Origin of the sequence: Pigmentibacter ruber (genome assembly GCF_009792895.1) — a bacterium.
GTDB lineage: Bacteria > Bdellovibrionota_B > Oligoflexia > Silvanigrellales > Silvanigrellaceae > Silvanigrella > Silvanigrella rubra.
Genome location: NZ_WSSC01000001.1, coordinates 433177 through 448240, shown reverse-complemented (window position 1 = coordinate 448240; position 15064 = coordinate 433177). Strand labels below are relative to the sequence as shown.

The following is a 15064-nucleotide window of genomic DNA, read 5'->3' as shown; positions in this document are numbered from 1 at the left end:
GTAATTTATAGAAATATATATTTTTCTAATTTCTTTTTACTCCTTTGATATAAATTAAATTTATAACTAAAATCATTTCTTTTTAATTCCAGCAGAAAATATAATTTTCTTGCACTTTGTTAAAAATTTAATAATTAAGAAACTTATCACTTATCTAAATTTTAGATATTTAAGTATAAGAGTATTTTGTTTTCTTGAATAAGTCTAAATAACTCTCCAATCTAAATTTTAATTCTGAGGGTTTAAATTATTACGTTCTAGTTTAGAAGAACATTTTTTTACTATCTCTTTCTATTTTTTCTAGACAATTTTTTTTTTAAACTATAATATATTGATAAATAGAATATAATTATGAACTTATATGCATTAAAAAAAATTATATTAATTGTATATTTTTCCAAATTATTGTTCTATACATTTTTAAAATATTAAATATTAAATATTAGTATTTTTCTATAAATTCAATAAAGTGAGAAAAAATGAATATTTATAAGCATACAATTTTATTATTATTTATAAATTTTTTAGGTTTTAAAACCTTTTCATATGCTACTTTTTCAATCATTGCAATAGATCTGCATACTAATGAATCTGGAGCTGCTTTAGGTACGTGCTACACAAAACAATTTAAAATATACACAACTAAACTAAATATAAATCTTGCAGATTATGTTGTTCTTGAAAATAATGGTTTTGGAATTATGAACTTGCAATCAGATATAAATGATTTTACACCAATTTGGCTATCTACTGCAAAAGGAATTTTGGCACAGGATGAACCCTACTATACTGCTAAAGTAATTAGTAAATTTTTAACCCAACCAAACCAAGACTATAAACACAAAGATAGACAAATACTCCTCTTAAAAAAAGATAAATATAATAATATTACTAGTGAAATATATCATGGCGAAAATGTAACAAATTTTAAAGCTGGTAAAATTCGTTTACATATTGATGATCGCTTTAGTATTGCCACTGCTGGAAATTATATGACCAATACCCATGCACCTGAAATTATGGAAAAAGCATTTATTGCAGCAGAAGGTAACTTAAGTGATAAATTAATAGCAGCTCTTAACTCAATTGGTTTAACAAATGATTTAGGAGATAGTCGCTGCCGCACCTCTGAAGGAGTATCTGCTAATTATGCATTTTTGAGAACTTTTCAAAATGGAAAAATAAAATTAGATTTAAATATAACAACGGATGAAGAGGAACAAGAAGCTACTTCTCTGCTAAAAGAAAAATATGAATTTCTCCAAGAATAATAATTTTATTAAACTATTAAACTTCTTATTTTCTCTTCATAGAATAGCATTTAACTCATCTATCCCAGTATTTAGCTGGCTCAAACCTTTTTCCATACTTTGCAGCGAGTTCTGTTAATTTTTGTTTTACCTTATCTTTTCCTAAAACTTTTGCATAATGAAATGGTCCCCCTAAAAATGGAGGAAATCCTAAACCAAAAATTGCTCCTAAATCACCATCATCTTCAGACTTTATTATTTTTTCATCAAAACATCTAGCAGCTTCATTCATAAAAACATAGACACAGCGATCTGCTATTTCTTTTTGATCAATATTTTTTCTTGGCGTTGAGAAACTTTTGTATACACTTTCATCTGGTTTTTCTTTTTTGCCATTTTCATATTTATAAAAACCATGGTTATTTTTCCTTCCTTTTCTTCCTTCTTTAGAAATACTTTCTATTTCTTTTGGTACTATAAGACGATCAGAAAAAGGTTCCATAAGTACTTTAATAATATGTTCACCTACATCAATACCAACTTCATCTAGCAACGTTATAGGTCCCACAGGCATTCCAAATTTTTCCATAGCTTCATCAATATCTTCAGTTTTTCCACCTTCTACCATTATATTTAATGCTTCAGCAATTTGAAAGGCAAGAATACGCGTGGTGTAAAAGCCAGGTCCATCATTTACTACAATAATTTGTTTTCCCATAATTGAAGCTAAATCAAACACTGCAGAAGTTGCTTCAGGATTAGTTTTATCTGTAGTTATTATTTCGACTAGTGGCATTTTAGGTACTGGAGAAAAGAAATGCATGCCTACTACATTTTCAGGATTTTTTGCTTTGGCTGCAATTTTAGCAATAGGTAGACTACTTGTATTTGTTGCAAAAATAAAATCATTTTGGGTGATAGTTTCTTCGCATTTCTTTAAAACATCATGTTTAATTTTTATATCTTCAAAAACTGCTTCAATCACAATTCTTGCTGAACGTAATGGAGCAAATTCTAATGCTGGGCTAACACGATAGATTCTAGAATCTCGTTCAAACCATTTTAATCTTTTCTTTTTAAAACGTTCATCAAAGTAACTAGAAACAGATTTTAAGCCACGCTGCAATCCAAAAGAGTCTTTATCAATTAAAGTACTTCTGACTTCTTTTTCAGCCAGAACAGTTGCTATACCACTTCCCATTAGTCCTGCACCAAGGACTCCAACAGAAGTATTTCCATCTTCTAAATTTTGAATGTATTTTTGTGTAGCAGCCTCTTGTACAGATTTAGGAAAAGGATTTTTCTTTGCTGCAGTCATAATATTAAAGATATGAACCAAAGATCGACTTTCTTCACTAACAACTAATTCACCAAAAAGTTTAGCTTCAATTTCTAATCCTTTTTCTAAAGGTAATTCAACTCCACGCATGACACTTTCTAATGCTTTAAGAGGGGCAGGATATCTTCCTTTTGTACTTTTTAAAACCATTCCTCGGCTTTGTTTACTTATTAATAATCTTCCTAAAGGATTTCCTTCTAAAGCTAATTTTTGCAAATCAAAATTACCTTGCATTGATGAAACCATTCCTAAAGAAGAAGGTAACAAACGTTTTTTAAATTTATTTTGTTTACATAAAGAAATAGCTTTTTCTAATAATTGATTGGGAGGTACGACATCGTCCACCAAACCAAGTTTTAAAGCTTTTTTTCCGTCTATTTTTTTGCCTGTTAAAATTAAGTCGAGTGCAGGAGCTATGCCAATCAATCTTGGTAATCTTTGTGTTCCTCCTCCGCCGGGTAAAATTCCAAGTTGAACTTCAGGTAAACCCAATTGTGTTGACTTATCTGCTGAACAAATTCTAAAGTGACAAGCAAGTGCGAGTTCAAGTCCCCCTCCCAAGCAAGTACCATGAATTGCTGCTACGGTAGGAACTTTCGCAGAAGCAAAGTAATTTACTATTCTATGCAATTCTTTGCTGCCTCTTTCACCAGCATCTTGACTTGTAAACGTATTAAAAATTGAAATATCTGCGCCTGCTGCAAAGCAATTCTTCTTTGATGAAGTAATTACAATACCTTCAATTTTATCATTAGCTAAAATCTTTGGCATATTTTCATCGATATCTTCAAGCATTGATATTGTAAAACTATTAACCGCTTTACTTTCATCATTCATATCTATAATACAAATGCCGTCACGCATAGAAAAATGAAATATTTTTGATTTGGATTGAAGTTTTAATTCCATATAAACATCTCCTTTGTTTATTTAAATATTGTTACTTTGATTCAAGTAACATGGCCATTCCTATTCCGCCCGCAGCACACACTGCAACAACGGCATATTTTCCACCTTTTCTTTTTAAAATACGCAAAGCATTTCCAATTAATCTTGCTCCAGTGGCTCCAAATGGATGGCCAATTGCAATTGCACCGCCTTGTATATTTATTTTTCCTGGAGGAATTTCACCAAATAATGGAGAGTCTAATTTTTCTCGACAAAATGTTTCATTATTCATACATTCCAAGCAACTTAATACTTGTCCAGCAAAAGCTTCGTGGATTTCAAAAATATCAATATCTTCTTTTGTTAAATTATTTCTTTTTAGAATTTTTGGAATAACGTATGCTGGACCAATTAATAATTGATCATGAGGATCAACTGCTACAGTTACTGTATCTACTATGTATCCTAGTACTGGTAATTTTTTTTCTTTAACATAACTTTCACTTGCTAATAAAGTTACAGCCGCTCCATCTGTTAAAGGACTTGAATTACCCGCAGTTATTGTACCATTTTTTTTATCAAAAGCTGGTTTTAATTTTGCCATTGATTCAAGTGATGTATCAGATCTAACCATATTATCTTTATCAACAAAAATATTTTTATCTTTCCCGCTCCAAACAGGAACTATTTCATCTTTAAAGTATCCAGCTTCTTGCGCTTGGGCTGCATTTAAATGACTTTTTAATGCAAATTCATCTTGCTTAACTCTTGAGATATTGTTTTTGACTGTCATTATTTCAGCATGCTCTCCCATGCTTAAACCTGTAAATGGTTCAGCAATAGCGGGGGGTTTTGGTAAAAACCATTTTGGATTAACGTTACTAATTAATGATAATCTTTCTTTTAAAGAACGAGCTCTAGACATTTTAGTTAAAAATCTTCTTGCTTCATCTGAAAAAGGAATTGGTACATCAGATAAAACTTCAACACCACCAGCTAACACTAATTTATTTTTTCCTAATAAAATTCTATCAGCCGCAATTTCTGCTGTTTGCAGTGATGAGTCACAAGCTTTATTTAATGTAAATCCTGAAATACTTGTTGGTAATCCAGAAAATAGAACTATTTCTCTTGCTAAATTTGCATTTTTTGTCTGAGGAATAACTACACCCCAAATGCATTCGTCTATATCAGAGGCTTGTACACCGGTACGTGAAATAATTTCATTAGCAACCCTTAAACTTAAAGATAATGCTGTCTCTTGTTCAAAAACACCGAAAGATTTTACAAATGGAGTACGCACTGTACTAACAACTGCAACTTTTTCTTTTCTAGAATTAGTGCTTTTTTTTGTTGTATTTTCTTTTACATCATTCATTTCCATTCACTCACCTCACAAAAGTTAAACCAATACCACTAAATATATAGACGTAACAGTATCAGAGATTTAGTTAACACCCAAATTTTTAGAGCTTCTAAATCAAAATACTTATATTACTATTAAATGAATGCATTATCCTATTAGAGGAAGGTTAAAATTAATATTCTTTCTTAAATTTACCTTTTAGATTAAAAATAATTTTAGTTTAATTTGTTTCTTATATTGCAACTCAATAAGCCCTTTTCAATCTTAAATCTTAGTGGTAAATCTCTTAATGTATTTAAGAGCACATTATTGAATAAGTTTTGTGCAAATATTAATTTCTATATCTGTAAGGAATTTTTATGGGACGACATAATACCGTTGCCGGCAGAATGGCTTCCAGTGCCGCAGCTAAGGCAAGACTTTTTACTAAACTTGCACGTGAAATCATGGTCTCAGCACGTGCTGGAAGCGATATCAATTCCAACTCAGCTCTCCGTGCTGCAGTAAACAAAGCTAGAGACAATAGCATGCCAAAAGATAATATTGAGCGTGCTATTAAAAAAGGCTCAGGCGAAATGACTGGAATGAGTTTCGAAGAAATCACTTATGAAGGATATGGACCTGCAGGTTCAGCAATAATGGTAGAAGTTTTAACTGATAATCGCAATCGCACACATCCAGAGTTACGGCGCATCTTTCAAAAACATGGCGGAAACATGGGAGAAATGGGTGTTGTTGCATGGATGTTCAAAAAAAAGGGTGTATTTGTTATTAATGCACAGAAGGTTGCTGAAGATAAAATAATGGAAATCGCTCTTGAATCAGGTGCTGATGATGTCTTAACAGAAGACAACTTTACTACAGTCTACACTGAGGTCACTTCTTTTGCACAAGTCCGTGAAGCCTTAGTAAAAGCAGAGATCCCCTTTGAAAAAGCAGGTCTTGAACTTATTCCTGATAATTCTGTTTCTTTATCTGGAGAAAATGCCAAAATTGCTCTTGAATTAATTGATAAATTAGAAGAACATGATGACGTACAAAACGTCTATCACAATTTTGATATTCAAGAATAAAAAAATCCAAAATACTAAAGGAGATCTTATGTCTAAATTATCTTTTCCTCATAAATATTTAAATTATAATGAAATGATTTCAGATTTAGATCTTCTTTGCAAACAATTTCCAAAAAATGTTGAAATAGAAAAAATAAACTTAATTAAAACATCAGAAAACAGGTCAATTATTGCTTTGCGAGTCTACCCAAAAGGCAAAAAAATTAAACAACCAACTGTCTGGATGGATGCCAATATGCATTCAGCTGAACTTATTGGTACAAATACCGTTCTTGCACACATTCAGCAATTAGCAATAAAATTAACCACTTTAGAAGAAAAGTTTTTCCAAGTTAACTATGTTTTTATTCCTAGAATTTGTCCAGATGGAGCAGAACAGTATTTCACTTCTGGGAAAAAAAATCGCAGCAATGCAAGAGATATGCGAAATATTTCAGAATTAGGAAGTTATTGGCGGAGAACTTGTCTTCTTGAAAAAGAGATAAAACAGAATTCTTATGAACTTTTGCAACAAAAAAATAGAATAGGCTATATGCGAATAAAGAGCCCTTCTGGTACTTGGGTGCAAGATGAAATTTATCCCCAACTCATTCGCAAACGCGAACTAGGTGACAAAGAACCCTTTTATGATATTTATCCAGAAGGGGTGATAGAAAATTTTGATGGTACATATATTCCACCTGCAAATTGTGTAGGGGATAACGAAGTTGATTTAAATCGTAATTTTCCTGTTGATTGGGTTCCAAATTTTTTAGAAAACAAAGGCGGAAAAATGCCTTTGTCTGAACCTGAAAGTAGAGCAATCGCAGATTTTGCTTTAAGTATCCCTGAATTATATTTTTGGTTAAATTATCACACTTTTGGTGGAGTTTTTATTCGCCCGTTAGAAGGAAAAGATGATTTTGCCATGGATATTGCAGACAGAAGTATTTATTTTACCTTAGATAGAAAAATTCAAGAATTAACAAACTACCCAGCAGTCAGTTGCCATAACGAGTTTACTTACATACCTGGTAAACCTTTACAGGGTTGTCTTACAGGATTTTCCTATCAAGCCATAGGGGCAATTAGTTACGTTTGTGAATTATGGGATTTGCCAAAACGAATAGGTAGAGATGAAAGACCTTTTGTAAGAAGATATGATTTTTGGACAAAAAAAGAATGGCGTAAAATTTATGAACTAGATAGAGATTTTAATCACAATACCATTTTTGGTACTCCTTGGAAGAGCTATCATCATCCACAGCTTGGTGACTTAGAAATATCAGAATTTCCATTGACGTTTGGAATTTTTAATCCACCTGAATCTTTGATTCCTGAAGTTGTTGAAAATCAAATGGGATTATTATCTCTAATTGTAGATATTGCACCGCAACCAAAAGTCACAGCTAAAATATTAGATGGCAATGATCAATCTCTTTCCTCTATCCTACTTCGCATAGAAAATACTGGATTTCTCTCAACCAATATTTCTGCCGCAAGAGTGAAGGCGCAAGGAGAAAAAAATATTATTGCACAAGTGATTGATTTGAAAAATGCTGAGGTTTTGAGTTCTTCTATTCATCATTTTAAAGCGTTAAATGGATATGCACCCATAGTAAATGGTTGGCTTGATTCTCCCGATTTAGGCAGCAATTATTCAGCCTCATATTCAATAAAAATACCTGTAAAGAAATTAAATCCTGAGAAAACAATTCAAGGTGCAATCAAAGTTCAAATTCCTTTTCTTGGCGAATATTTTGCAGTCATTGGTGAAAATTAACTATTTATTTTTTCTATTAAATGATGCTATCAAAAATCTTTAATTAATTGTTAATTTATAATTTTTTTCTCAATTACTTTATTCTTAATTTTAAAGAAAATTTCTTTTTTTCTTTGATAGAATTATTTTCTTCTGTAACTTCAATAATCACATTATCTGTATTTATATTAGAACATTGATCTGTATTTTTAAGATATACAAATCCCCCATAAGACTCAGCCATTTGAAAAATACCACATTTTGGACTTTGTAAAACTTTAAATGAAACATTCGTATTTTTCTTTATAAAACCATTTTCATATAAATTTAAATATGGTGTATGGCTTTCATAAACATAACCCGAAATTGTATCAGAAAAACTTTCAAAAATAATTTCTGTTGAACTTGTAACATTATGTTGGATAATTTTTTTGATATTCAAATAATTTTCTTTTTTAACTTCATTTTTTGTTAGAAAAAAGTCCCATTTTTGATTTAATCCTCCATGAAATTTATATAATATGACATTATTTTTTCCTGAATAATCTAAGACAAAATTTTTATTTTCTTTAATTGATATTCTTTTATCAGGAAAATACTTCCATTTATCTGCAATATTACAATCTATAAAATATAATTTTTCTAAATTCATCAACTTATTAACATGCAAACATTTTTTATTTCCTTTATTAAGTAATTTACCATATTCATTTAAATTCCAATATTGATTTTCATCTTTCAAATTACATATATAAAGTTTTAAAAGATGATCAGCAGAAGTTAAACAAAAGTTATTCATTTTAATCTGATAAAAATTGAGATTTAAATTTTCATTAATTTCAGGAGAAAATCTTTTTTTTCTTTTAAAAATTTGGTTTTCTATTTCTTTATTTGCTTTTTGATCGAACTTTACAATATTTGTTAAAATACCTTTTTCAAACACACCTTCAGCCATTAAATGCCAATTAATATTATCAGAAGATGCAGATATATTATAATTTTTAATCCCATGAAAATAGCTACTTTGATTAATTTCTAATTGACTTTCCTTAAGATCATAATAGTCTCCCAAATCTACTACAATTTCATGAGGAAAAGAAATAGGTTTTCCAGCATCCCATCCAACTGTATATTCAGAATGCCAACTAGAATAAAGATTGCCATCAATAATATTTTTAGCAGATAATTTTTTTGCATTTTCTTCGCTAGTGACATATTTAATATACCAATTATCCTTTGCTAAATAATTGCCATTTTTATCTATCAAAAATATTTCAGAAATACTCGAATGCTCATTTAAAAGATAACTACTTAATATTTTTATTTTTAAATATCTAAATAATTCTTTTTTATGTGAAATTTGTTCATCTGAAATAATTACACCTTTTAAAAGAGTTGACTGTGGTTGTTCTATTTTTAATGTTGAAAGTTTTTTAATATTTCCTTTTATATTACAGAAAATATTTGCATGCTTATATTTAATATTTTCGTAAATAAAATTCACATGAAATAAATTCATCTTATTTTCAATAAATCTTTTTGAACTTAAAGGAATTCTATCAATTTTATACTCAGATTCGACTTCTAACCAACAATCTTCTTGTTTTTGGTTTTCATAAGAATATACATATCCAAGATTTCCATATATTGCAGGATAAATATGACTCTGTAGTTCACCAAAAGGATCATAAAAACCAACTAAAGTCATAACAGAAACATCAAAATATTGAGGTTTTGGATAATTTGAATTCCATAAAATAATCATATCTTTATGATAATCATTCCATATTTTGTATCCTGTTGGACTATCTGCTGAAATAACTGGGTAAGATTCTAAATCTTGTTGAACCACTTGTGCAGTAAAATTTGTAAATTGGGTAAATTTTGAAACATTCCCATTTTCTGTGGCTCCTGCCATAGGATGGGCATTAAATTGAAAAATATTTTTCCAATAGGGAGCACTCTTTTGGTGCTTATTCCTATTCCAAATTAAGGAACCTAGCATTACATTTCTATTTGCATCATAACCCCAGCCAGAATTTTCATTCTGAAAATTATACATATCCCCACCATGGAAATGCATAACATTGAAAGAATGACCTAATTCATGACTAAATTCATTTCCCAAAGTTTGATCTAAGGTAGCTAATCCGTTACCTCCACTTCCACCATGTACAACATCTTTTCCATTACTATAACTACCAGTTCCTGAATGAATTTGAATTTGTTTAAAATTGTAAAACTGCTGTTCCTGCAATGCAGAATTTGTTATTCCATAATTGGCTCTACTAATACCTTGACCAAAAACACCTTTTAAAATTTCTTCACGCATATCCCCATTATGCCAATTTCCAATGCTTGTACTTAAATTACTTGGGGTATATTCCTGACCATTAGACATCACAATTTTATCTTTTATTTCTAAAGGTAAATATGTACCTAATTTTAATTTTGCTACTGGAATTGTTTGGAAATAGTCATTCGCCATATTTATTGGATCTAATTCTAACTCTTGCGGTTTTCTTAATTCACTTAACATTCCTAAACGAAAATTTGTTAGAAATAATTCACTTGCTCCCCCAAAATTTAGTTTATCTTTAGATAAAATAGCTGAATTCCCATGTTGATCTATAAATTTTAACCACAATCCTTGCTGCATCCAAGCGGCAGGAAAAGGCACACTCCAAGCCTTTGTTGAATATTTAACTTTTGGAGACTTATATTCTTTAATAAATTCTTGATCTGTTCCTGGAAAAAAAGAAGGTGAATTCATCCGCAATCTACCCAATTCTTTTTCATTGCGGTAAGCAATTACTTCCAAAGTTTTTAACTCATATTCGTTTTTTGGTATCATTAATAATAAAGCGCGTCTATGAGTCACTAATTTTAATGTACTATGTGGTGGAATAGATCTAAACTGCACAAACTCAATCATACCTTCAAAATCATTTTGCAAATCATTTCGAAATGGCAAATCATCTCGAAAGCCTATTATTTCTGCTTTTCCATTGAAAGGAAAAGAAAAAAATAATGTAAAAAAGATTATAAATTTTTTTCCCATTGCTTATTTCCAAACTGAATATCTATTAATTTATTTAAGTTAAAATCTTTCTTAACAAAAATTTAAATCAAAAATCTTTGTTTAAAAATTCAACTATAACAAAATTTATAAAGAATAAAGATTCGTATTTACATATTACAAATCATATTTGTAAAAAATTAAATTTTTATTTTTTTTTATAAAATAAATTTTTTATTGAAAATTATTTAAAAATACTAAAAGTAAATAAGAGAATATAATTATATGGATTTAAAAACTATTAAAATTAAATATCTGGATATTAAATTATTTAAAAAGAATGCTGCTAATTAAATCTAATGAGATCCTAATATGAATCTAATCTTAGTTAGTAAATCGTTCAATATAAATGGTTTATCAAGATAATCAATATTTTCCTGTATTTCTCCTAATTCAAAGCTATGCAAATCATTATATCCAGTTAAAAACAAAATTTTACCTTTAAAACCTTCATTAATTAAAATATCTTTTAATTTAACTCCATTTAGTAATGGCAAGAGTATATCTAAAATAATTAAATCATACTGGATTTTATTCTGCTGCATGAGATGAAAAGCATCGAGACCGTTAGATACAGATTGTACATTATAACCATATAATTCTAAAGATTGAACAATAACTTTTCGCAAATCACCATTATCTTCCACTACTAATATATTTTCATTTCCTTTTAATTTACTAGTCTCAATTTGTTTAACTGTTGGAAAATTAATTGCTTCTAAATGAGATGCTGGAAAATAAAGAGTAAATGTTGAACCTTGATCAACCACACTATCAACAAATATTGCTCCACTACATTCACGCATAATATTGAATACAGTAGCAAGACCTATTCCAGTTCCTTTGTCTTCCTTTGTAGTAAAAAAGGGTTCAAATATTTTATCAATAATATCTTTTTCAATTCCTTTTCCATTATCTTTAATTGAAAGGACTACATACTGTCCTTTTTTTAGCAGAAAATTTTGATGACTTACTTGTTGATTTATTTCTTTATTAAATGTACTTATTTTTATTTCACCATTACCTTTAATTGCATCTTTAGCATTAATTACCAAATTAAGAATAATTTGTTCAACATGTATAGGTTCAACTAAAGCACTAGAAAGATGCGGGTCTAAATCTTTAATTAAAATTACATTTTCTGGTAAAATTCTTAATAACATCTTTTCTAAATCATCAATTAAATAATTTACATTAATTGGCTGAAATTTATTAGCAGATTTCTTTGAGTAATTTAATATTTGCTGCATTAAAACAGCAGAGTGTTTAGAAGTTTTTTTTATCTGCTCTGTCTGTTTTTTTATCACTGGAGAAATAATTTGTGATGAATTCAAAATAATGTCACAATTTATATTTATAATAGTAAACATATTATTTAAATCATGAACTATACCCAATAATAATTTCCCTATATTCTCAAATTTTTGTGAACGAAATATTTTTTCTTGTAATTGACTTTGATAACGAGCACCTAATGAGTAAATATTTTCAAATAAATTAAAATTATGGTTTTTATGCGTTCTATTTTCAAAATAAATTAAAATATTAGATATTTTTTCCTCAAAAAAGACAGGGATTATTGCTAATTTAAAATCAACTTTAGTCAACTTGTTATTAACTAGTGCTTCATTTTCTAGTTTAAGCTTAATAGAATAATGCGTGGGAATTTTATTTTTCAAGACAAAGTTAATTTTTTCTTCCAGAAGATTCAACTTTAATTTATCTTGAGATGAAGAATGGGAATATAAAAATTCAGAAAATTTAAGTTGATCTTTTTGATGAAATTCAAAAATAGCATTAAATAAGTGACTGGAAAATACTATTTTTAGATTTAAATCTAATACACAAAAAACTGCAGGCATAGAAAATAAAATATTATTATGATTTAAATCTTTATTCAAACTAAACTCCTGGATAATTCTATAAAATATAGAATAGCACCATTGCATTTAAAAGCATAATAAATATAAAAATATTTTTACTTTTTAGCTTGTACTTCTTCGTCTATCCATTCATTGAATCCATGTTTTCTTAAAGCTTCAATTATAGATGAGCGTTCAGTTACAATCATTTCTCTTTCACAAAACTTTTTATCTAAGTAACCTCTATGATCATCATATGGATTACAAATCGCTAGCCTATGTTCTTCTAAAGGAGCTGCTCCAACACTCATTAAATCGTCAAAATTTTCTAAACTCACTTCCGAAAAGTCAAATTTAAGTTGATTGCCTGGTAAATAAGGTAAGTTATGCGACCGAGCAAGACATCTTGCTAACGTAGATTCATCTATATAACTTAGGTCCAATAGAGCATCAGCGACAGAAAGCTTCCAGTTTTCAGCAAATCGGGTCACTATTGTCCAGTCAATTCTATCTATTTTAATTTCATGATGCAAAGCTTCATAAAGATGGGGTAAAATTAAAGTTGTATTATTCATAAGATCCTTGAAATATTATGTTTTTTTGTTTCTAAAATACGTTTCACTTCCTGCACTTTTTCACCCAACTTACTAGCTATTTTAGTCAATTCAGGATCGGATTCAACTTGATAAGGAAGCATATCATTTAAAATTTTACTCGTCACTTCTAACTTTTTTAATGCCTGTTCATATTGCTGTGACTTTAAAAAAACTAAAGCATGATGATAATTGATAACAGGCTCATCAGGTTCATATTTCAAAGCTTCTTCTATATACTTTAAAGAATTTTTCAAGTCATTCTTTTGAAAATATAGCCATCCTAAGGAATCTAAATAAAATCCGTTTTGAGGTTCAAGAGAAACTGCTTTGTGCAAAATTTTTCTCGCATATTCCATTTTTACATTTTTTTCTGCTAAAGAATAACCTAAAAAATTAAGAACTTCAGCATAATTTGGCCACTTTGCAGAAAGTTGTTCAGCAAAAGCAATGGAAGCGCTCTCTGATTCAGTATATTTTAAATATTCAGCTTTCTTTAAATATAATTCTTTTGCTGTCGGAGCTTTTTTAATAGCATAATTTAGTAATTCTAAAGCTTCATTATATTTAGAAAAATAGGCCAACATATTAACTTTAAATATTGTGTCTTGAACTAAATTTGTTTCTGCAACACTAAATTTCTCTATACTTTTCTTTGCAGAATCAGTATCTTTTGCATTTATATAAATAACAATTTTTGCTTTTAGAGCATCTCGATACAATTCATTTTCTGTTGGAATTTTATCAAGATTAGCGATTGCATCTGGAAATAAACGGAGACCTTCACTGCAAATAGCTAAGTAATAATGAATTGTAGAATTATTATAATTCAACCCAAGCAACTCTTGCAGTCTTTTTTTTGCCCCAATAAAGTCTTTATTTACAATCAATATTTTTGCAATCTGAAATGAAAATTCAGGCGGAAATGGAACATGCTCATCAGAACTGGCTTCAAGTTTTAATAAAATAGATAAGGCAACTTGAATTTTCTTTTGAAAAAGTAAAATATTAATATAATTTTGAGCCGCTAAATTATTTTCAGTTTCTTTATCAAATGCAATTTTAAAAAATTTTTCTGCTTCTGTATAATTTTTAAGATTTTGTTCTATTTTTGCAATTAAAGTTATTATTTCAATATTATCATAATCTATTTTATATGCTCTTCTCGCATATCTTAAAGAACTTATATAATTTTTTTCATTATAATATTTTTGGGCTAAAGCCATCATAATATTTGTTGATTTTGGATTTTTCAATAAAAAATTTTCTAAAATATTTTTCCTATGCTGTTTAACATTTGCAACATAATTAATGACAATAGCTTCATTATTAGGATATTTTTTATAAGCTTTTTCTAATTTTTTTACTAATTCAGGATAATTGCCAGTTAATTGATATATTGAAGCTATTGCAAGATCAATTTCTGGTTTGTTTGGATACAAAACCGATAATTTATCTCCAACTAGTAATGCTTCATGATACTTTTTCAAATTTAAATAAACATTAACTAAACTTAAACCACAATTTAAATTATTATTGAAAGAAAATGAAATTACATACATTTTTTCAGCATCAAGATAATTTTTTTTCTCTTCTAAGATTTTTCCTAACATAAAAGCTTCGTCAGAATCTGCTTGGGTCAATCTATTTGTTTGAAAATTATATGATATTCTGAGCAATCTTGCTTGCAGATAGGAAGAAGGATTTGCTTCTAGTGCTGGTAGACTTCCCGCTTGTATTTTAGCTCTTGGTTGATTAGGAATGGAAGAAGTATTATTTTCTTTATTTGTCTGACAAGATATGAAAAAAAAACAATTTAAAATAAAAATTAAAAATACAGCTTTTAATCTTTGCAACATATCTTTAATCCTCT

Annotated in this window: 9 protein-coding genes; 3 read left to right on the top strand and 6 right to left on the bottom strand. The window is 28.9% G+C overall.

The features are described 5' to 3' along the window. Positions 1-479 precede the first annotated feature (479 nt). Entirely contained in the window at positions 480-1271 is a 792-nt protein-coding gene (locus GOY08_RS01900) for a DUF1028 domain-containing protein (protein WP_158996867.1), read from the top strand. Between the two features lie 55 nt (positions 1272-1326). Here GOY08_RS01900 and GOY08_RS01895 read toward each other — a convergent pair whose 3' ends face one another. Together GOY08_RS01895 and GOY08_RS01890 are read right to left on the bottom strand one after the other, a co-directional pair. Continuing rightward, on the bottom strand, positions 1327-3498 hold the full coding sequence (locus GOY08_RS01895) for a 3-hydroxyacyl-CoA dehydrogenase NAD-binding domain-containing protein (RefSeq protein WP_158996866.1): 2172 nt from the start codon (positions 3496-3498) through the stop codon (positions 1327-1329). 31 nt (positions 3499-3529) lie between these two features. Further along, complete coding sequence (locus GOY08_RS01890; RefSeq protein WP_158996865.1) at positions 3530-4861, bottom strand: thiolase family protein; 1332 nt, start codon at positions 4859-4861, stop codon at positions 3530-3532. Between the two features lie 341 nt (positions 4862-5202). On the opposite strand from GOY08_RS01890, the gene GOY08_RS01885 reads away from it, so the two are divergent. Together GOY08_RS01885 and GOY08_RS01880 are read left to right on the top strand one after the other, a co-directional pair. Beyond that, positions 5203-5916, top strand: a complete 714-nt coding sequence (locus tag GOY08_RS01885; RefSeq protein ID WP_158996864.1) for a YebC/PmpR family DNA-binding transcriptional regulator — start codon at positions 5203-5205, stop codon at positions 5914-5916. Between the two features lie 28 nt (positions 5917-5944). Then, the gene (locus tag GOY08_RS01880; RefSeq protein WP_158996863.1) at positions 5945-7678 is read left to right on the top strand and encodes a M14 family metallopeptidase; all 1734 of its coding nucleotides are present in this window, start codon (positions 5945-5947) and stop codon (positions 7676-7678) included. A 73-nt stretch (positions 7679-7751) separates the two neighbouring features. On the opposite strand, the gene GOY08_RS01875 is transcribed toward GOY08_RS01880, so the two are convergent. From GOY08_RS01875 to GOY08_RS01860, 4 genes are all read right to left on the bottom strand, one after another. Then, complete coding sequence (locus GOY08_RS01875; protein WP_158996862.1) at positions 7752-10718, bottom strand: M66 family metalloprotease; 2967 nt, start codon at positions 10716-10718, stop codon at positions 7752-7754. A 314-nt stretch (positions 10719-11032) separates the two neighbouring features. Next, positions 11033-12637, bottom strand: coding sequence for an ATP-binding protein (locus tag GOY08_RS01870; protein WP_158996861.1), 1605 nt, complete (start codon positions 12635-12637; stop codon positions 11033-11035). A gap of 77 nt (positions 12638-12714) precedes the next feature. Continuing rightward, positions 12715-13173 (bottom strand): hypothetical protein, encoded by a 459-nt coding sequence (locus tag GOY08_RS01865; protein WP_158996860.1) that lies wholly within the window; start codon positions 13171-13173, stop codon positions 12715-12717. Next, positions 13170-15050, bottom strand: a complete 1881-nt coding sequence (locus GOY08_RS01860; RefSeq protein WP_158996859.1) for a tetratricopeptide repeat protein — start codon at positions 15048-15050, stop codon at positions 13170-13172. The genes GOY08_RS01865 and GOY08_RS01860 overlap by 4 nt, the downstream gene beginning before the upstream one ends. Between the last annotated feature and the right edge of the window lie 14 nt (positions 15051-15064).